Here is an 18,907-nt window from a genome sequence, read left to right as displayed (position 1 = left end):
GATTGGCCCAACGTCGGGTTGTCGGCTGGCGCGCATTATGCCGTAAAACGCGTGCTGGCCGATAACCCTCTGTGACGGCTAAAGACTCACACCGCGTTGAACTCAACCTGTTCTGGCACGCGGGTCATCAGCACTTTACCGGCCCGGATCGAGACGCGAGCCTTGGCCTGGCGACGTACCGCCTCGTAGTCGCTTTGTGCGTCCAAAATCACCAGATTGGCCGGGCGCCCCACGGCAATGCCATAGCCTTCACCCAAGTTAAGCGTGCGGGCGCTGTTGTCGGTAACTAAGTCCAGGCAGCGTTTTAAGTCTTCAAAACCCATCATGTGGCAGATATGCAGACCGGCATCCAGTACCCGCAGAATGTTGCCGTTGCCCAGTGGATACCACGGGTCTTTGATGGAATCTTGGCCCAGGCAGACGTTCATGCCTGCACGGTCAAGTTCGGCCACGCGGGTCACGCCACGGCGTTTTGGAAAGCTGTCGAAACGGCCTTGCAAGTGAATGCTTTCGGTTGGGCACGACACAAAGTTGATGCCCGACGCCTTGAGCAAACGAAACAGTTTGGAACAATACGCGTTGTCGTAAGAGCCCATCGCCGTGGTGTGGCTGGCCGTCACGCGGCTACCCATAGCGCGGATGCGAGCTTCTTCGGCGAGTACTTCGAGAAAGCGCGAGTGCGGATCATCGGTTTCGTCGCAATGCACATCCACTAAGCAACCGGTGTGCTCGGCCAGGTCCATCAAAAATTTGATCGAACTGACGCCTTGCTCGCGGGTGTTTTCAAAATGCGGAATACCGCCGACCACGTCCGCACCCATCTCCACAGCACGGGTCATCAGTTCGCGGCCGTTGGCATACGACTCGATCCCCTCTTGAGGGAAGGCGACGATTTGCAGGTCGATCAGATGCCGCGCCTCTTCACGCACTTCAAGCATCGCCTTGAGCGCGCCGAGGGTCGGATCCGTCACGTCGATGTGGGTGCGCACGTGCTGAATTCCGTGTTCGGCCAGCATGCGAATGGTGGTGTGAGCGCGTTGCTTGGTGTCTTCGTGGGTGATGGTTTCTTTGCGCTGTGCCCAACGCTCGATACCTTCGAACAACGTGCCGCTGAGGTTCCACTCGGGTTGGCCGGCCGTAAGGGTTGCATCCAAATGGATGTGCGGCTCGACCAGCGGCGCGATTAGCAATTGGCCTTGTGCGTCAATATCGCCGGGCTGAGCCAGCACATTACCCGTTTGCAGGGTAATTGCACTGATGCGTTCCCCTTCGCAACTGACCGTGTACAGGCCGGGGGTTTTGCGCAAAGTGGCGTTGATGATGTTCATGCTCGATCCTGTCGTTGGGCTTCGGTCATGCGCCATACCAGCAGGGCAACCGAAGCGTTCATGCGAAAAAGTGGGTCATCGAGCGATTGTCCGCTGAGCTGCTCGATGCGTTGAATTCGTTGATTCAGGGTGTTGCGGTGGATGCTTAAACGTTGCGCGGCCTTTAGCGCGTTGCCGTTTTCTTGGAGCAGGGCGTCCAGGGTTTCGATCAAACTGTTGGGTTGCTTGCGGCGGCTCTCGATCATTCGTCCGAGGGTTTGTTTAACAAACAGGTCGATCACCGAGCGATCACCAATGGCTTGCAGCAGGCGTAGCACGCCCAGCTCGTTAAAGTCACAAAGGCCAGTGGTTGGGCGTAGATTTTCGGCGACATCCAACGCCTGACGCGCTTGGTTGAGCGCCTTGGGGTAATCCTCACAGGCGTCAACCTTGCTCGCCAGCCCCATAAACAGCGCCATGTTGGCGATGATGGATTGCAGGTCGCGGTACAGGTTCGCCAGCGCTGCCCGAATGTTTTCGTGGTCTGCCAGCAGCAAGATAAACAAATCCCCCTGAACGACCACCGGCAGTGCCTCGGGCAGGGCGCGGCTCCATGCTTCAAGAAAGTCCTGAACCGCTTGGCGAACGTCTTGCAGTAAGCGTTCGGCGTGATCCGCAGCGTGGTTGTCAAACAGCACATTGACCGCTGACAGGCGCAAAGCCACCAGTCGGCGTGGGCCATCGAGTGGCAGTTTTAAATGCGCTGCGCGCTGGCGCGCGGTGGCCAGGCTTGGGTAATCGCCGCTAAGTAACTGCGCCAAAATGTCATGCCGCGAGCGCTTGGCCTGCGCCATTTGTACCAGCGCAGTACCGATCAGATGCGTGACAATCACCATCTTCAACAGGTAAGGCTGTTCAATCAGCGGCAGGCCATATTGCTCGGCCAGCTCAACCACGGCCTCGGGGATGCGCCGAATAAAGGGCTCGCCCGTGAGAATCACCAGCCCAGCAATGCCGCTGGCATCCCCCTCGCGAACCAGACGCAACAAGTTGGCTTCATCTCTGGGATGGTTGATCCCGGTGACAAACACCAACTCGCCGCCCATGACCCACTCGCCAATGCCTTCGTTCTCGGCCACATACGGCCAACGCACGCTGCGGTGCAGATTGCTGGCGCCAGCGCGCACGGTCATTTCTTCCAGGCCGGCCAGCGCCAGAATTTCCTCAACGGTCAGGCTCAAGCAACCTCCTGCGTGCGGCGTTTGCTGATTTCAAGCAGCACTACGTAGCACAGGGCGGAAGCGGCAATCCCGACCAGTGGTGCAATCAAAGGCGAGGCGTAGGCCAGCCCTGCGCCCACGGCATAAGACAACAAGCCGCGCAGGTTGTAGCGTGGCAATTTGACCGAGGCCAACAACGGGTATTTGCCGCGATGGCGATACCAGTAGTCAGCCATGATCACGCCCCCGATGGGCGGGATGATCGAGCCGAGTAGCACCAGAAACGGAATCAGCATTTCATACATACCGCCGATGGCCAGCACAATGCCAACAGCGGCGGCGATCAAGGTCATCGTGCGGCGGCGCTCGCTACGTACCAAATGGCAGGCAGCAGCTGACACGTTGTAGATGGTTGGGCCTTGAATCGTCCACAGATTGAGGCAGAGCATTATCACTGCGGCGAACGACAAGCCTTGTAGCATCAGGACTTCAACGATGTCGGCCTGTTGGTAAACGATGGCGCACCAAGCACCGGCGACCACCATCAGGCCATTCCCGAGCAGAAAGCTGACCACACTGGCGATCACCGCCACCCGGCCGTTACGTGACAGGCGCGTCCAGTTAGTGGCTTGGGTTGCGCCGCTGGCGAACGTCCCGAACACCATGGTGATAGCGGCAGAGAAAGTCATGGTTTCATGCGGGATAATCGCCGCCAGCGCCTTGAAACCGCCGACGTGCTGGGTGGCCAGGACCATTGACACAATCATCAGCCCGAGCATCAACGGCACCGAAATTCGCGACAGCACATCTAACCCTTTGAAGCCGATGATCGCGGTGATGCTAAAACCCAAGCCGAACACGATCATCAGCGGGGCCGTGAAGCCGTCGGCCAGGCCGAGCATTTTTACCAGCACGATGGCCACCGTTGCCGTGCCCCACGCGTACCAGCCCAGCTCAGCAAAACCGAGGATAAAGTCAGAAAGGCGGCTGCCGGCTTCACCAAAACACAAGCGCCCCATCAGCACCGTGTTGAGGCCACTGCGTGCAGCGATCAATGCCAGAGCCGCGGCATACAGGGCCAGCAGCCCATTACCGATAGCCGCGATCCACAGCATATCGACGAAATTGAACGCCATGCCCAGCTTGCCGCCCGCGAACATCGTGCCGGTGAAGAAGGTAAAACTGAACAGAACCATCGAAATCGGTATCAAGCCTCTGCGAGCACTGCTGGGTGCTTCACTCAACGCAAACTCACCGTGTGAACTCATGGGTATCTCTGCGCCTTTAGTGGGTTGGCCGTGGTCCATGGCCTGCGTGGGCCAAAGCAATAACTGGGCCTGTTTGGGCCGATGGCAACCTAACGATAAAAAGCGGGCAGAAGTGATAGCGGTAGATGTTCACAGTGCACATACCCTATGTTTTTTTGATTTTTAGGGTGTGCATTTTGCTTTATTTTGAAGCGCGGGTGCACTGTTTTAGCGGGGTGGCAGGCTCAGTTTAAAAGGACCACCAGAATCAAAGGCCAAAGCAAGATCATTGGCGTTTCTCGTAGGAGCTGCCGCAGGCTGCGATCTTTTGCTTTTGAAGATCAACAGATCGCAGCCTGCGGCAGCTCCGGGGATTTCTCGGCTGGACTGCCCACAAAAAAAAACCCCGTTAAACCCAACTGTTGCCAGGGTTTAACGGGGGTTTTTGGCAGACGGTTAACCCGTCTGGCCACTCAGCTTATTGGCAGGCTTCGCAATCCGGCTCGTCAATCGCGCAGGCTTTTGGCACGGGGGCCGGGCCTGCTGGCGCTGCTGCTACGTCTTCACTGTTGTTGCCGCTCGATACAGCGTTGAGCTTGCCGGTGTTCACGGTGGACTTCTCGGTGCTGGTGGCCGCCAGTGCACGGAGGTAGTAGGTGGTTTTCAAGCCACGGTACCAAGCCATGCGGTAGGTGACGTCCAGCTTCTTGCCCGAGGCGCCGGCGATGTACAGGTTCAGCGACTGTGCCTGGTCGATCCACTTCTGACGACGGCTGGCCGCGTCAACGATCCACTTGGTGTCAACTTCAAACGCGGTGGCATACAGCTCTTTGAGCTCTTGCGGGATGCGTTCGATCTGCTGCACCGAACCGTCGTAGTACTTCAGGTCGTTGATCATGACCGAGTCCCACAGCCCGCGAGCCTTAAGGTCGCGAACCAAGTACGGGTTGATCACGGTGAATTCGCCCGACAGGTTGGATTTCACGTACAGGTTTTGATACGTCGGTTCGATCGACTGCGAAACGCCGGTGATGTTGGCGATGGTCGCGGTCGGTGCGATGGCCATGATGTTGGAGTTACGAATGCCTTTTTGTACACGGGCGCGAACCGGTGCCCAGTCCAAGGATTCGTTCAGGTCAACGTCAATGTACTTCTGGCCACGTTGCTCGATCAGGATCTGTTGCGAATCCAGCGGCAGGATGCCTTTGGACCACAGTGAGCCTTGGAACGTCTCGTAAGCTCCACGCTCGTCGGCCAAGTCGCAAGACGCTTGGATCGCGTAGTAGCTGACCGCTTCCATCGACTTGTCAGCAAACTCAACGGCTGCTTGCGAGGCATAAGGAATGTGCTGCAGGTACAGCGCGTCCTGGAAGCCCATGATCCCCAAGCCCACAGGGCGATGCTTGAAGTTCGAGTTACGCGCTTGCGGCACCGAGTAGTAGTTGATGTCGATCACGTTGTCGAGCATACGCACGGCCACGTCGATGGTGCGCTTGAGCTTGGCGGTGTCTAACTTGCCGTCGGTGATGTGGTTCGGCAGGTTGATCGAACCCAGGTTGCAAACAGCGATCTCGTCCTTGTTGGTGTTCAAGGTGATCTCGGTGCACAGGTTCGAGCTGTGTACCACGCCCACGTGCTGCTGCGGGCTACGCAGGTTGCACGGGTCTTTGAAGGTCAGCCATGGGTGGCCGGTTTCAAACAGCATAGACAGCATTTTGCGCCACAGGTCTTTGGCCTGAATGGTCTTGAACAGCTTGACCTTGCCTGGGTACTCGGTCAGGGCTTCGTAGTACTCGTAGCGCTCTTCGAAGGCCTTGCCGGTCAGGTCGTGCAGGTCTGGCACTTCCGATGGCGAGAACAGGGTCCACTTGCCGTCATCGAAGACACGCTTCATGAACAGGTCTGGGATCCAGTTGGCGGTGTTCATATCGTGGGTACGACGGCGATCATCACCCGTGTTTTTACGCAGCTCGATGAACTCTTCGATGTCCATGTGCCACGTTTCGAGGTAAGCACACACCGCGCCTTTGCGCTTGCCACCTTGGTTAACCGCGACAGCGGTGTCGTTCACGACTTTAAGGAACGGAACCACGCCCTGGGATTTGCCGTTAGTACCTTTGATCCACGAGCCCAATGCACGCACTGGCGTCCAGTCGTTGCCCAAGCCGCCTGCGAATTTGGACAGCATGGCGTTGTCGTGGATCGCGTGGTAGATGCCCGAGAGGTCGTCTGGCACGGTGGTCAGGTAGCAGCTGGAGAGCTGAGGACGCTGAGTACCGGCGTTGAACAGAGTTGGGGTCGAGGACATGTAGTCGAACGACGACAACAGGTTATAGAACTCGATGGCGCGCTCTTCTTTTTGCTTCTCTTCGATCGCCAGGCCCATGGCCACGCGCATAAAGAAGATCTGCGGCAGTTCAAAACGCACGCCATCTTTGTGGATAAAGTAACGGTCGTACAGGGTTTGCAGGCCCAAGTAAGTGAACTGCTGATCGCGCTCGTGATTGATCGCCTTACCCAGTTTCTCTAGGTCGAAGGTGGCCAGTACTGGGTTCAGCAGGTCGAACTCAACGCCTTTGGCAATGTAAGCAGGCAGCGCCTTGGCGTACAGGTCAGCCATTTCGTGGTGAGTGGCGCTTTCGGCAACGTTCAGGAAGCCCAGGCCTTCAGCGCGTAGGGTGTCCATCAGCAGGCGAGCGGTCACGAACGAGTAGTTTGGCTCACGCTCTACTAAGGTACGGGCGGTCATCACCAAGGCGGTGTTGACGTCGCTCAGGGCCACGCCGTCGTACAGGTTTTTCAGGGTTTCGCGCTGGATCAGGTCGCCGTCAACTTCTTCCAGACCTTCACAGGCTTCGGTGACGATGGTGTTCAGACGGGCCATGTCTAGCGGTGCGAACGTACCGTCGGCGCGGGTGATGCGGATGGTTGGGTGAGCCACTACCGTGTTATCAGCCGGAGCGCGAATGGCGCGTTCTTTGGCGCGTGAGTCACGATAGATCACGTAGTCACGGGCTACTTTTTGCTCACCGGCACGCATCAGGGCCAGTTCTACTTGGTCCTGGATTTCTTCGATGTGGATCGTGCCGCCCGAAGGCATGCGGCGCTTGAAGGTTGCGGTGACTTGTTCGGTCAGGCGCGCAACAGTGTCGTGGATACGTGACGAGGCGGCAGCATTGCCACCTTCAACTGCGAGAAACGCTTTGGTGATGGCGACGGTGATCTTGTCGTCGGTGTAAGAAACGACAGTTCCGTTACGTTTGATCACGCGCAATTGGCCTGGCGCGGTCGCAGACAGATCCAGATTGGAATCAGTACCCTGCGAGTTCTCGCGAGTTGTGTCGGTTTGCATGGGGGGGGTGTCTCCACATTCTCTATGTTTATTTGGGCACCTTTTGGGTGCCCACCGTTCCGTCCTGAAGCACTACAACCGAGGGTGAGTCGGGCATAACAACCTCGGGACGTACAGAAAGGGGGGGTTAAGCCGCTTCCGTGCCGAAGTCTGGATTTGAGCGTGCTGCCTCAAACCGAATTCCTTTTGGGTGACACTATTTTTTACTGCAACACCCGGGCCGCTTTTCGCTAATAGCCCTGCAAAGCAGTTGCCATACGCATACGCGGTATGAACAGCTGAACACTGTGTTTTGTTTAACCCAACAGGCGTGAGAAAAGGGCTTGAAATTCTCATCTGAGTGGTGTTGGGTTTTGGCCCTAAAACCCTATATGTAGGGTTTTTTGGCAGATTTGATACAAGATATGCCTTTTAGTAGCAGGGTGCAACGGGCCGCCTGTGGATAACTCTGTGCGTAAAGTGTGTATGAAGCTTTAAGAAACGGTGTAGGCCACATGGGCTCTGGAGTGCGCCGCTTGTCACTATTTTTCAGCAGTAAATCGCACCGGCAGAATTTTGAGGGCGCGAACCCTAACACAAAAAACTGCGCTGTCCGAACGCATTTTAAAACGGCTGCAAAGATAGGAAAGGTCAAGCAGAAATTGCGCTTATAGCAGCCGAAAAGGTCGTTGCAGACCTTCTCGGTTAAGGCGTGAAGTGGGGCTGATCGTGGCCTGTTAAAGCGTCGACCCAGCTTAGAGCAGCTCGAAGTTGTTGTGCTCCACATTTTGCGAGTCTAGGCCGATTTGCACATCGAACTCACCCGGTTCGGCGGCGAACTTCAACTGTGCGTTGTAGAACTTCAGGTCGTTCTCGGTAATGTCGAACTGCACGACCCGTTGTTCCCCGGCTTTGAGCATGATTTTTTGAAAGTTCTTCAATTCTTTGACCGGGCGGCTCATGGAGGCGGTGACGTCGCGCAGGTACAGCTGAACCACTGTTTCGCCATCACGCTGGCCGGTGTTTTTCAGCGTGACGCTGGCGGTCAGCGTGCCGCCCGCGTTTAACGTTTTGGCCGAAAGCGTGATCGGCGACAGGCTGAAATCGGTGTAGCTCAAGCCGAAGCCGAACGGGTACAGCGGTGAGTTTTCGGCGTCGAAGTATTGCGAGGTGTAATTACCCGGTTTACCTGGCGTAAAAGGCCGACCAATACTCAGGTGGCTGTAATAGCTCGGAATCTGCCCAACAGAGCGTGGGAAGGTGATAGGCAGTTTGCCGGAAGGGTTGTAGTCACCGAATAGGACGTCAGCAATCGCATGGCCGCCCTCGGTGCCGCTGAACCAAGTTTCCAGCACAGCATCTGCTTGCTCCTGTTCATGTTCGATAGACAGCGGGCGGCCGTTCATCAATACCAGCACCAACGGCTTACCCGTTGCTTTAAGCGCGGTAATCAGCGTGCGCTGGCTCTGTGGAATATCCAGCGTGGTGCGGCTTGATGACTCGTGTGACATGCCACGTGACTCGCCGACCACGGCCACGACCACATCGGATTGCTGCGCTGCCTTAACCGCTTCGTCGATCATTTGCTGTGCGGGTCGCGGGTCGTTGAGCACTTCGAGCGCATCAGAGTTGAGGTGATTTAAGTACTCGGCGATTTTTGGGTCGTCACTGACGTTGGCGCCTCGGGCGTAAGTGACCGAGCCTTGCTGGCCCATTGCCTTTTGCAGCCCTTCATACACGGTCACCGATTGCGCGGGCACCCCGGCACCGGACCAACTGCCCAGCATGTCGATTTTGGAGTTGGCCAGCGGGCCGACCAGCGCAATCCGCGTTTGCTTATTAAGTGGCAGGGTGTGCGACTGGTTTTTCAGCAGCACCAGACTTTTGCGGGCGACCTCGCGGGCTTCTTGGCGGTGCAGACGGTTTTCGGCGTTGGTGTTGGCCGGATCATCTTCAGCCTTACCGATGCGCAGGTACGGGTCAGCGAATAGCCCCATGTCGTATTTAGCCCCAAGCACTTCGCGCACCGCATTGTCTAGATCGCTTTGCGGCACTTCGCCGGACTTCAACAGCCCCGGCAATTGTTCGCCATACGCTTTGTCGTTCATGCTCATGTCGATACCGGCCTTGATTGCCAGCTTGGCGGCTTCGCGGCTGTCTTTGGCCACGCCGTGTTTGATCAGCTCCTGAATCGCCCCGTGATCACTGATCGCGACCCCTTTGAAGCCCCAGTCTTTGCGCAGCAGGTCTTGCATCAGCCACAGATTCGAGGTGGCCGGCACGCCATTGATCGAGTTCAGGGCAACCATCACTCCGCCAGCGTCGGCCTTAACCGCCGCGTGATAAGGCGGCAAGTAATCTTGGAACATGCGTATTGGGCTCATGTCGACAATGTTGTAGTCACGTCCGCCTTCGACAGCGCCATACAGTGCGAAGTGTTTAAAGCTGGCCATGATGTTGCCAGGCAAGGCGGGCGAAACACCTTGATAGGCGTTAACCATGACCGTGGCGATGCGTGAGACTAAGTAGGTGTCTTCGCCAAACCCTTCTGAGGTCCGACCCCAGCGTGGGTCGCGGGCAATGTCGACCATGGGCGCAAAGGTCATGTCGATGCCGTCAGCGCTGGCTTCCTTAGCCGAAACACGGCCGCTCAGGGCAATCGCGTCGAGGTCCCACGTGGCTGCCAGCCCAAGGCTGATCGGGAAAATAGTGCGATGGCCGTGGATCACGTCGTACGCAAAAAACATCGGGATCTTTAAGCGGCTGCGCATGGCGGCGTCTTGCATCGGCCGGTTTTCGTCACGCGTCACCGAGTTGAACGTGCCGCCAATGCGCCCAGCGGCAATTTCTTTGCGGATCATCTCGCGGGGCATATCGGTGGCAATACTGATGAGGCGTAACTGGCCGATTTTTTCAGCTTCAGTCATCTGCTTCATCAAGTCAGCGACAAACACTTCTTTAGAAGGGAGCGGGATGTTCGGGGTTTGGGCCCACACCGAGTGACTGGCCAGGCTGATAGCGACGCCCAGCAAACACAGGTTTCTCATGAGATTCTTCTACGCGGCCGCTCGGTCAACGCGAAGGAAGGCCCGCGCTTTCGTAGCGATACTGTTTTGGAAAGGCGCACAGACTACTTAACTTAAAGACATGTCCTATCTTTAAAGAGGAATATTCCTGCGCAAGAAGCAGTCTTTTAGCTGATTCGCCGTGCGCAATCCAGTGGTCGCGGGAGATATTCGAAAGCGCTGGGGGAGTCATTAGGGGGTAAGCGGGGTCAATAAACGCAGTGGACATAAAAACGGAGTGTCAGACGCATGCACACACAGAGCGCAACACAGATGGGTTGGAAAGTGATTGTAATGCTGGCCCTTAGCAGCGTGCTGGCGGGCTGCGGGATCAACACCATCCCAACCCTAGATGAGCAGGTCAAGGCGGCGTGGTCGCAAGTGCAGAACCAGTACCAGCGGCGTGCGGACTTGATCCCAAACTTGGTTGAGACAGTTAAGGGCGCCGCTAAGCACGAACAGGCGACGCTCACCGCGGTGATTGAGGCGCGGGCCAAGGCAACCTCGATTCAAGTCGATGCCAGCACCTTGGACAACCCCGAAAAGCTTAAGCAGTTCCAAGACGCACAAAACCAACTAACGGGTGCTTTGAGCCGACTGATGGTGGTGTCTGAGCGTTACCCCGACCTTAAGTCCAACCAAAACTTCCTGTCGTTGCAGTCACAACTTGAAGGCACCGAAAACCGCATCAGCGTGGCCCGCCGGGACTTTATTCTTGCGGTTGAGCGCTACAACACCGAAATTCGCACCTTTCCGGGTCGCCTGTGGCATTCGGTGATGTACAGCGATTTGCCGATTCGCCCTACATTCGAAGCCACCACGCCGGGTGCCGATAAAGCCCCAGAGGTTAAGTTTTGATAATTCGGCAGCCACCACCGCGCGCCTTAAGACTGAGCATTGGTCTGCTGCTGTGGCTATTAATGACCACCGCACAAGCGCTGACTTTTCCGACATTGAGCGGGCGAGTGGTGGATGAGGCTCAGATGCTCGACCCCAGCACCCGTCAGCAACTGACCCAAACGTTAGAAGCCCATGAAAAAGCCACGGGCGAGCAGGTGGTGGTGGTCACCGTGCCGAACCTACAAGGCGTTCCCATTGAGGACTTCGGTTATCAATTGGGCCGCGCGTGGGGCATCGGCCAGAAGGATGACAACAACGGGGCACTGCTGATCGTCGCCCGTGATGACCGCAAACTGCGAATCGAAGTGGGCTATGGCCTGGAAGACCGCCTGACCGACGCTCAATCCTCGGTGATCATTAACCAAGTGATTACCCCGGCATTTAAAGCGGGCCACTTCAGCCAAGGCATTAGCGACGGCGCAACGGCCATGCTCCACGTGCTGGGCGGTACACCGTTGGCTGAGCCCGCCTATGCCGGCGGCCAGGGTGGCGGCGATGACTTTATGGCCGAACACCCCGGTGTGGTGCTACTGCTATTTTTGCTGTTCGTGGTAGTGGTCGCGGCTTGCCAAGTTTTAGGCATATGCAACTCGGGCGGAGGCGGTGGATCGCGTTCCGGCGGCTTTGGTGGGGGAGGCTATGGCCGTGGCGGCGGGGGTGGTTTTCGGGGTGGCGGCGGCAGCTTTGGCGGCGGCGGCGCTTCGGGTGGCTGGTAATTCAACTTTCTAAACGGGCACTGACACTTATGGCTTTACTCACGCAAGAGCAAAAACGGCAGGTTGAAGAGGCCGTGACCCGCGCCGAACAGCGCACCGACGCAGAAATCGTCACCGTCCTCGCACCGCGTGCCGACGATTACAGCTACATCCCGTTACTTTGGGCCAGCTTGATCGCCTTGGTAGTGCCCGCGCTGGTGCACTTTTTAAACAGCGGCTTGACGATCTATTCACTGCTCATGCTGCAATGGGCCACCTTTGTTTTTCTCAGCTTGATCTTCCGTATCCCGGTGCTGACCACCTTTATGATCCCCGCGCGCGTTCGTCACTGGCGCGCCAGCAACTTGGCACGGCGGCAGTTTCTGGAGCAAAAACTGCACCACACCCAAGATCGAACCGGGGTACTGATTTTTGTCAGTGAGGCGGAGCGCTACGTCGAAATCATCGTCGATGAAGGCATCTCGCAACACTTGGACAACAGCGACTGGGGCAGCATCGTCAGCGACTTCGTCCGCCGCGTAGCCTTAGGTCACACCGCCCAAGGCTTCGTCGCCTGCATTGAAGCGAGTGCTGAACTGCTGGAAAAACACGTGCCGAAAACCCAAACGCGTAATCAATTACCGAATCGGTTGGTGGTGTTGTAATCGTGGCAACCTGAAATAACTCCGTGCCCCCGGCGGCCAACACGCCTAAAATGGCCGCCATTGATTTTCTGATTCCCCCTCCTGCGTCCCTCGAGGCACCTTTTTCAATGTCAGTCACTGCTACCACCGCCCCGTCTGTGCCGGATCATCGTGCGCAATTTTTGAACCTGCTGGAAACCGGTCTGGCGCAAAACTCGTTTATCAAGCTGGTGCTGGCCAAGTATGTCGGGCCGCAAAGCGAGTTGCAGCGCATTATCATCAAGCAGGTCACGGTCAAGGATCAGCCTTGTCTGTCGTTTGTTTATCGCTATAAAACCCGTGACATCACTAAGAATTTGCCGCTCGACGAGGCGCTGGTGACGATTGCCGAGTTGTTGCCCGAAGCCTTCAAGAACGCGCATTTGCTAACGCTGACTGACGAAGTGCAGTTGGAGTACAGCAAAAAGGGTAAAAGCTCGCTGTTTAAAGGCAAGAGCCAGCACGCGCGCGAAGTGCCGTCGGCTGAGCATAACCGTGAGAAAAATCGCTTTTTGGACCTGACACGGCCCTTTTTGGCAGATCTTGGGGTCACCAATAAGCAGCAAGAATTGATCCCGGCGATGTCGCGCAAGTGGAAGCAGATCAACAAGTTTATTGAGGTGTTTTCCCATGCATTGAGCAGCTCGCCGCTCACGTTGGATCAGCCGGTCAAGGTGGTGGACTTTGGTTCGGGCAAGGGCTATTTAACCTTCGCCATTCACGATTACCTGCGTCACGGCTTGCAAGCGCAAGGGCTGGTCACTGGGGTTGAGTTGCGTGAAGACATGGTCACGTTGTGCAACAACGCCGCTCAGCGCTTAGAGCATCCGGGCCTGAGTTTTCAGCATGGCGACGTGCGCAGTTTTGCACCGAGCCCGATTGACGTGATGATCGCGCTGCACGCCTGTGACATAGCCACTGACTATGCGATTCATATGGGCATCCGTTCCGGGGCGGCGATCATCATGTGTTCGCCGTGCTGCCATAAGCAGATTCGTCTGCAAATCCAGAGTCCGACACTGCTCAAACCCATGCTGCAATACGGTTTGCACTTGGGTCAGCAGGCCGAGATGGTCACCGACAGCTTGCGTGCCTTGTACCTTGAAGCTTGCGGCTATGAAACCAAGGTGTTTGAGTTCATCTCGCTGGAACACACCAACAAAAACAAGATGATCCTCGCGGTCAAGCGCACCGAACCTCAAGATCCGGCGCAGTTGTTGGAGAAGATTCAGGCGCTCAAGGCGTTCTACAGCATTCAAGAGCACTGCCTTGAAACGTTGCTTAAGGCAGATGGTTTGTTGAAGTAAGCGTGTAAGAAGCGCTCGGTCGGGTACGTAGTATTTGGCTATTACCTACCCGGGCGCTTAGGGTTTACCTTGGCTACTCTTACTGGCCCAAGGTTCAACCCTCAAGGAGCACGCACTATGGCGGCGAAGAAGATTCTGATTCTGGCTGGCGATTACGTCGAAGACTACGAAATCATGGTGCCGTTTCAGGCCCTGCTGATGGTAGGTCATCACGTGCACGCGGTGTGCCCAGGTAAAACCGCCGGTCAGACCGTTCGCACTGCGATCCATGATTTTGAAGGCGACCAGACCTACAGCGAAAAACCTGGCCATCTGTTTGCCCTGAATTTTGATTTCGACAAAGTTAAGGCCAGCGATTATGACGCGCTGGTGGTGCCAGGTGGCCGTGCACCGGAATACCTGCGCTTGAACGAAAAGGTTTTGCAGCTGGTGCGCGATTTCGACAGTGCGGGTAAACCGATTGCCGCGGTGTGCCATGGCGCGCAATTGCTTGCAGCGGCAGGTACGCTCAAGAACCGTGAATGCAGTGCGTATCCAGCCTGCGCCCCAGAAGTGCGTCTGGCGGGTGGCACTTACATTGACATCGACGTGACCCAAGCCCATGTGCAGGGCAATTTGGCCACGGCCCCCGCTTGGCCAGCACATCCGACATGGCTCGCGGCTTTCCTTGGTTTGCTGGGCACGCAGATCACGTTGTAAGAAGAGGGTGTGACCATGTGCGAGCTCTATGTAAAAGCCGATCCGATTTTGTATGAATCGCGTTCGCGCTCAATGCGTATCTGTGGCGTGGTCACCACGTTGCGCCTGGAAAACCAGTTTTGGGACATCCTCGCCGAAATTGCTGAAGCCGATGGCATGACCACCAATCAATTGGTGGCCAAGCTGTATGAGGAGGTGATGGATTATCGCGGCGAGGTGATCAACTTCGCGTCGTTCTTGCGGGTCAGTTGTACGCGCTATTTGAGTCAGCGTCGGGCACAGGTACCGGAGTTGACTGTCGTTGCGCGTCAGATCGGTCATGCATAAGTCATGAAACCGTAGGAGCAACACCGCAGGCTGCGATCTTTTGAAGATCAAAAGATCGCAGCCTGCGGCATCTCTCAGCCAGGTCTAGATGAGTCAGAAGAACCGGGTCACGCTGACTTTCGCATTGCGCCCTTGGCTGTAGGCGTTGTCTCCACTGAGCATTGGGCGATAGCTTTTGTTAAACAGGTTGTCCACGGTGAAGTTGACTTGCGTGCCTTTGAGGTACGGCTGCTGAAGTTTCCAGTCAGCAAACAGGCCGTGCACGTTATAGCCATTGTTGGCGTATTGATCGTAGTAACTATCGCCCAATGCAGTCAGCGGGCCAGCACCGTAGTTATCGCTCGGCAACCGGTCAGTTTTGCGCACGAACTCGCCTTTCCAGCCGACACGAGCATCCAAACTCGGAATTTTTGTACCTAACACGGCAATCCATTTTGGTGCCGGAATGTCCCGTGCCCAGACATCAGGCCCCCAAGGGTTGGTGTAGGCGCCTTCATGTTTGCCTGTCATCCATGTGTACGACAATGAGCCAAAGACGTAGGTTGAGTCGTAGAAGCTCTCCACTTCAAAGCCTTTGATGGTCAGGCTGCCGATGTTGCGGTAATTGGACATGGGCAGCAGGCCTGCACATTGGTCGGACATTCCCCCCGCAGAGGTTTGCTGGGCACAACCGACCCCTGTGGCTTTGAAAATTTCATCGTCGATTTTGTTGCGGAACAAGGTTGTACGGATCAGTGCGTGGTCGCTGTCGGTAAAAATATGATCAAAATTGGTGATGTTGCCTGCGCGCCAGCCGGTGATGCGTTCCGGGTCTAGATGCCGGCTGGAGGTGGTGCGGTTCCCCGTGCCTTGCACTTCATACTGCTCGTCGATCACCGGCGCACGCCAGGTTTTGCTGTAGTCGACAAACAATGCAGTGTTTGAGGTGACCTTCCAAAAGGCTGACAGTCGCGGCGACCAGCCTGTGTAGGTTTTATCGCTGTAGTCGTGGCCTAAATCGGCTTGGTTATAGAGCGGCGCGTCGTTTTCTTGGCCACGGTTGCGCACATGGTCATAGCGGATCGACGGGGTCAGTGTGAAGTCGCCCCAGGTGATGGCGTCTTGAACATAGGCGCTGTGGGTGTCGACCTTGCCCTTGGGCATAAAGCCTGGCTGATAGTGGCCGTAATTGTATTTTTCGACTTCATAGGTTGGCCCCGGCATCCACATGTCGACGTCACGCGAGTGTTTGCGAAATTGCACGCCGGTGGTGACTGCATGGTCAAGCGGGCCGGTGGCAATCAGGCTGACGTTTTCGACCTGGAGCATGTCGTCGGTGTAGGCAGTTTCCATTTTGCGACCGCCGCTGGCGGGCTGGAAAAACGCTTGCTCGCCGCGTTCGTCCGTCTGCTCGGTTTTGGAGTGCGACAGTTTGACCTCTAAGTTGATCAGCGGATTGTCGATCGGCTCGTAGGTGTATTTGCTCGACCACGTCGTGTCGACGGTTGAGCGGTTGGACAAGAAGCGCCGGGTAGCGCCTTCATAGCCGTATCTGTCGATGTTGGCTTGGCTGGGCGGCGCCGGGTAGCTGATGGCCGAAAAGGGCACCCACAGGTCATTGTTGACGTGTGAATAGGTCATTCCCAGGCTGTGCTCAGGGTTGAAGTGCAGGTTCACTTTGACCAGTTGTGCGTCCAAGTCCTGAGCCGTGTTGGGCAGCCGCTTGGGGTTGATCGGGTAGGCGTTTCTTGGGTCGGGCAGATGGCCTGCCAGTTTCATGTCGTCGCCATCGCGCTTGGTGTAATACACCAGGGCATCCGCGCGGCCATCGTCGGTTCGGCCATAGGCGGCCCCGCTGTAGACCTGTTGGTGATCGTTGCTGCTGTAACCGTACTTGAGCATGGCGCCGACATTTTTGCCCTCCTCGAGCAGGTCGGGCGCATCTTTGGTGATCATCCGTACGGCACCGGCAAAGCCGCCATTGCCGGTGCGCACGTCGTGTGGGCCTTTTTCAACTTCTAAGCGCTTGATCAACTCGGGCTCGACAAAGATCGTGCCTTGCATGTAACGCTCAAAACCGCTTTTGGTCGCGCCATCGACGGTCAGTTGTACGTCTTCGGCTTCACCCAAACCCCAGATATTGATGGTTTGGCCACCGGGTTTGAGCGAACCGCCCAAGTAGATACCCGGCAAGGTGGTCAGCAAGCTGGGAATGTTATTGGCTTGGTAACGATTGATTTCGGTTTGGGTCATGGTCGATTTGCCGACGTTGCTGGAGTCGACTTCGTTACCGCTACCCACCACGCTCAATGCGCTCAGTTCTAGGCTGTTGCTGGTGGTGGTGCCTTGCGTCTTGGCTCGCACGACATAGGTGTTATCCACTTGGATCAGATTGAAATCGGTGCCTTTGAGCAGTTGGTTAATGGCGTCTTGCGGGCTGTAGCTACCGCTCAGCGCTGGGGCTTTGAGGTTGCGCAGCAGCGCTTCGTCGAACAGTAAGGCGATGTTCGCTTGCTGCGCGATGTCACTTAACGAACTGGCCAGCGATTGCGCTGGCAGTTGCAGTTGGATCGACTCGGCATGGGCGTACACGCTGAACGTCATGCACGCGGCGAGTAAGCTTTGGCGAGTGCAGAGGTGCGAGAAGTGATGTGGTGCGCGAAACATGAAATCCCCCAGTGCGGCCACAAAGGCCAAAAAGACGTGCGTTAACAACGCAGACCGGGGGAAGACGCAGCATGTAGGAAAAACCGCATATGCGAATGCAAAATATTCGCATATATTTTTTCAGCGCGGTTCGATACGGATTTTTCCGCTGTCCAGCAGCACGGTTTTGACCGGTATCAAGGCGGGTAAAGCCTTGACCAGCGCCAGCGGATCCGCGGTGTTGAGATTGCCCGAGACCTTGTAGTGCTCAAGAGGGCCGCTAGCCAGTTCAATCACGCCCGGTCGGTACAAGTTAAGTTCGTCGACCAAGCTGGCCAGATCCCGCTGACGAAATGACAAGTGGCCGGTGCGCCAGCTGCCCACTTCGTTAGCGTTGAGGGTGTGTTCTTGCAGCGAGCCTTTGGCGTACTGGTAGGTGGCTTGTTGTTGAGCGCCGAGCAAGGCCTGGGTGCGCGCATTCGCTATGAACGCCACTTTGCCGTGGGCGACGCTGACGTCTAACTGATGCTGGCTGCGGCGCACATCAAAACCTGTGCCCACCACTTTTATCTGCGCCTCGCCAGCCTGCACCACCAGCGGCTGTTCTTTATTGGGGGCAACCTCGATGTAGAACTGGCCTTGATCCAAATAAACAGTGCGCGCGTGGGGCGTGAACTCGATGCGCAACTGGGTGTTGGCGTTAACGTTCAGCGTGCTGCCGTCGGGTAGGTGCAGGGTTTGTCCGGCCTGATCTTGGGTTGCCACTTGGGTTTGATAGAGCGGGACGGGCGCCCCGAGGTTAAGCGCGAAGACCGCGCACACAATGGCGGCAGCGGTTGCTATAGCAAAAGCGTAGCGTTTGCGCGCAGGCTTTTGGATGGGCAAAGGGGCTGGCGCGTTCAGTTGCTCAAGTTGGCCCAGGTCAGCCCACAATGCCTCAAAGTCGTTGTACGCCTGGGCATGGGCCGGGTGGGCGTACCACGCTTGAAACTGCTGCTGCGTTTGGTCGCTGTTTGGGCCGCGATTACGGGTAAACCACTGTGCGGCTTGGGCGTCGATGCTGTCGATGTCGGTCGGCTGAGAAGGGCTCATTCTGGCTGTTCCTTACCGTTAACCCGTTGTAAATGCTGCTTGCAGTGCAACAAGGCCAAGGCGATGTGCTTTTCGACCATGCTAATGGAGATCCCCATGCGTTTGGCTATTTGCGCCTGACTCAAACCTTCAAAACGGTGCAGGATAAGGGCTTCGCGGCGTCTTGGGGGGAGTTCTGCCAGAACGATTTTGAGCTGCTCGAGGCGTTGCAAGCGCTGCGCAGCGACCATTGGGTCATCCCTCTCATCGCTTAAGGGCTCGGTGGCAGGCTCGGTGTACGGATCGTGCGCGGTGTGTCGAACCTGCTGACGGCGCCAGTGATCGCGCAATAGATTGCGCGCCACTTGGAACAAAAACGCCCGGGGTTGTTCGACCTTGGCCCGGTCTTGATACCCCAGCCACTGCGTGA

General features: G+C 56.7%; 14 protein-coding genes. 6 read left to right on the top strand and 8 right to left on the bottom strand.

The window, feature by feature from the left end; all coding sequences use genetic code 11:
• Window positions 1–86: 86 nt before the first annotated feature.
• From codA to bglX, 5 genes are all read right to left on the bottom strand, one after another.
• Window positions 87–1,328, bottom strand: a complete 1,242-nt coding sequence (gene codA, locus AQS70_RS15220; protein WP_055103598.1) for a cytosine deaminase — start codon at window positions 1,326–1,328, stop codon at window positions 87–89.
• Entirely contained in the window at window positions 1,325–2,548 is a 1,224-nt protein-coding gene (locus AQS70_RS15215; RefSeq protein WP_055103597.1) for a PucR family transcriptional regulator, read from the bottom strand. Before AQS70_RS15215 ends, codA begins: the two co-directional genes overlap by 4 nt.
• On the bottom strand, window positions 2,545–3,795 hold the full coding sequence (gene codB, locus AQS70_RS15210) for a cytosine permease (protein WP_055103596.1): 1,251 nt from the start codon (window positions 3,793–3,795) through the stop codon (window positions 2,545–2,547). Before codB ends, AQS70_RS15215 begins: the two co-directional genes overlap by 4 nt.
• A gap of 457 nt (window positions 3,796–4,252) precedes the next feature.
• Window positions 4,253–7,126 (bottom strand): ribonucleoside-diphosphate reductase subunit alpha, encoded by a 2,874-nt coding sequence (locus tag AQS70_RS15205; protein WP_055103595.1) that lies wholly within the window; start codon window positions 7,124–7,126, stop codon window positions 4,253–4,255.
• Window positions 7,127–7,860: 734 nt separating this feature from the next.
• The gene (bglX, locus tag AQS70_RS15200) at window positions 7,861–10,152 is read right to left on the bottom strand and encodes a beta-glucosidase BglX (protein WP_055103594.1); all 2,292 of its coding nucleotides are present in this window, start codon (window positions 10,150–10,152) and stop codon (window positions 7,861–7,863) included.
• 267 nt (window positions 10,153–10,419) lie between these two features.
• Between bglX and AQS70_RS15195 the strand changes: the two genes are divergently transcribed.
• From AQS70_RS15195 to AQS70_RS15170, 6 genes are all read left to right on the top strand, one after another.
• Window positions 10,420–11,028: a LemA family protein gene (locus AQS70_RS15195; RefSeq protein ID WP_055103593.1), complete on the top strand. Its 609-nt coding sequence runs from the start codon at window positions 10,420–10,422 to the stop codon at window positions 11,026–11,028.
• Window positions 11,029–11,090: 62 nt separating this feature from the next.
• A complete protein-coding gene (locus AQS70_RS24200) occupies window positions 11,091–11,786 on the top strand; it encodes a TPM domain-containing protein (protein WP_055103615.1) in 696 nt (231 codons plus the stop codon).
• Window positions 11,787–11,815: 29 nt separating this feature from the next.
• Window positions 11,816–12,430, top strand: a complete 615-nt coding sequence (locus AQS70_RS15185) for a TPM domain-containing protein (protein WP_055103592.1) — start codon at window positions 11,816–11,818, stop codon at window positions 12,428–12,430.
• A 107-nt stretch (window positions 12,431–12,537) separates the two neighbouring features.
• Window positions 12,538–13,755, top strand: coding sequence for a class I SAM-dependent methyltransferase (locus AQS70_RS15180; RefSeq protein WP_055103614.1), 1,218 nt, complete (start codon window positions 12,538–12,540; stop codon window positions 13,753–13,755).
• A 117-nt stretch (window positions 13,756–13,872) separates the two neighbouring features.
• Window positions 13,873–14,454: a DJ-1/PfpI family protein gene (locus AQS70_RS15175; RefSeq protein ID WP_055103591.1), complete on the top strand. Its 582-nt coding sequence runs from the start codon at window positions 13,873–13,875 to the stop codon at window positions 14,452–14,454.
• A gap of 15 nt (window positions 14,455–14,469) precedes the next feature.
• Window positions 14,470–14,781 carry a ribbon-helix-helix domain-containing protein gene (locus AQS70_RS15170; protein WP_055103590.1) on the top strand — a complete coding sequence of 104 codons (312 nt, stop codon included), beginning with the start codon at window positions 14,470–14,472 and terminating at the stop codon, window positions 14,779–14,781.
• A gap of 93 nt (window positions 14,782–14,874) precedes the next feature.
• On the opposite strand, the gene AQS70_RS15165 is transcribed toward AQS70_RS15170, so the two are convergent.
• The 3 genes from AQS70_RS15165 to AQS70_RS15155 all read right to left on the bottom strand — a co-directional run.
• On the bottom strand, window positions 14,875–17,427 hold the full coding sequence (locus AQS70_RS15165) for a TonB-dependent receptor (RefSeq protein ID WP_055103589.1): 2,553 nt from the start codon (window positions 17,425–17,427) through the stop codon (window positions 14,875–14,877).
• A gap of 120 nt (window positions 17,428–17,547) precedes the next feature.
• Complete coding sequence (locus tag AQS70_RS15160) at window positions 17,548–18,498, bottom strand: FecR family protein (RefSeq protein ID WP_055103588.1); 951 nt, start codon at window positions 18,496–18,498, stop codon at window positions 17,548–17,550.
• Window positions 18,495–18,907 (bottom strand): RNA polymerase sigma factor (locus AQS70_RS15155; protein WP_055103587.1); only part of this gene is annotated, 413 nt, incomplete at its 5' end. The genes AQS70_RS15155 and AQS70_RS15160, both read right to left, overlap by 4 nt.

Source organism: Pseudomonas endophytica, assembly GCF_001411475.1.
GTDB lineage: Bacteria > Pseudomonadota > Gammaproteobacteria > Pseudomonadales > Pseudomonadaceae > Aquipseudomonas > Aquipseudomonas endophytica.
This window is presented reverse-complemented; position numbering and strand designations above follow the sequence as displayed.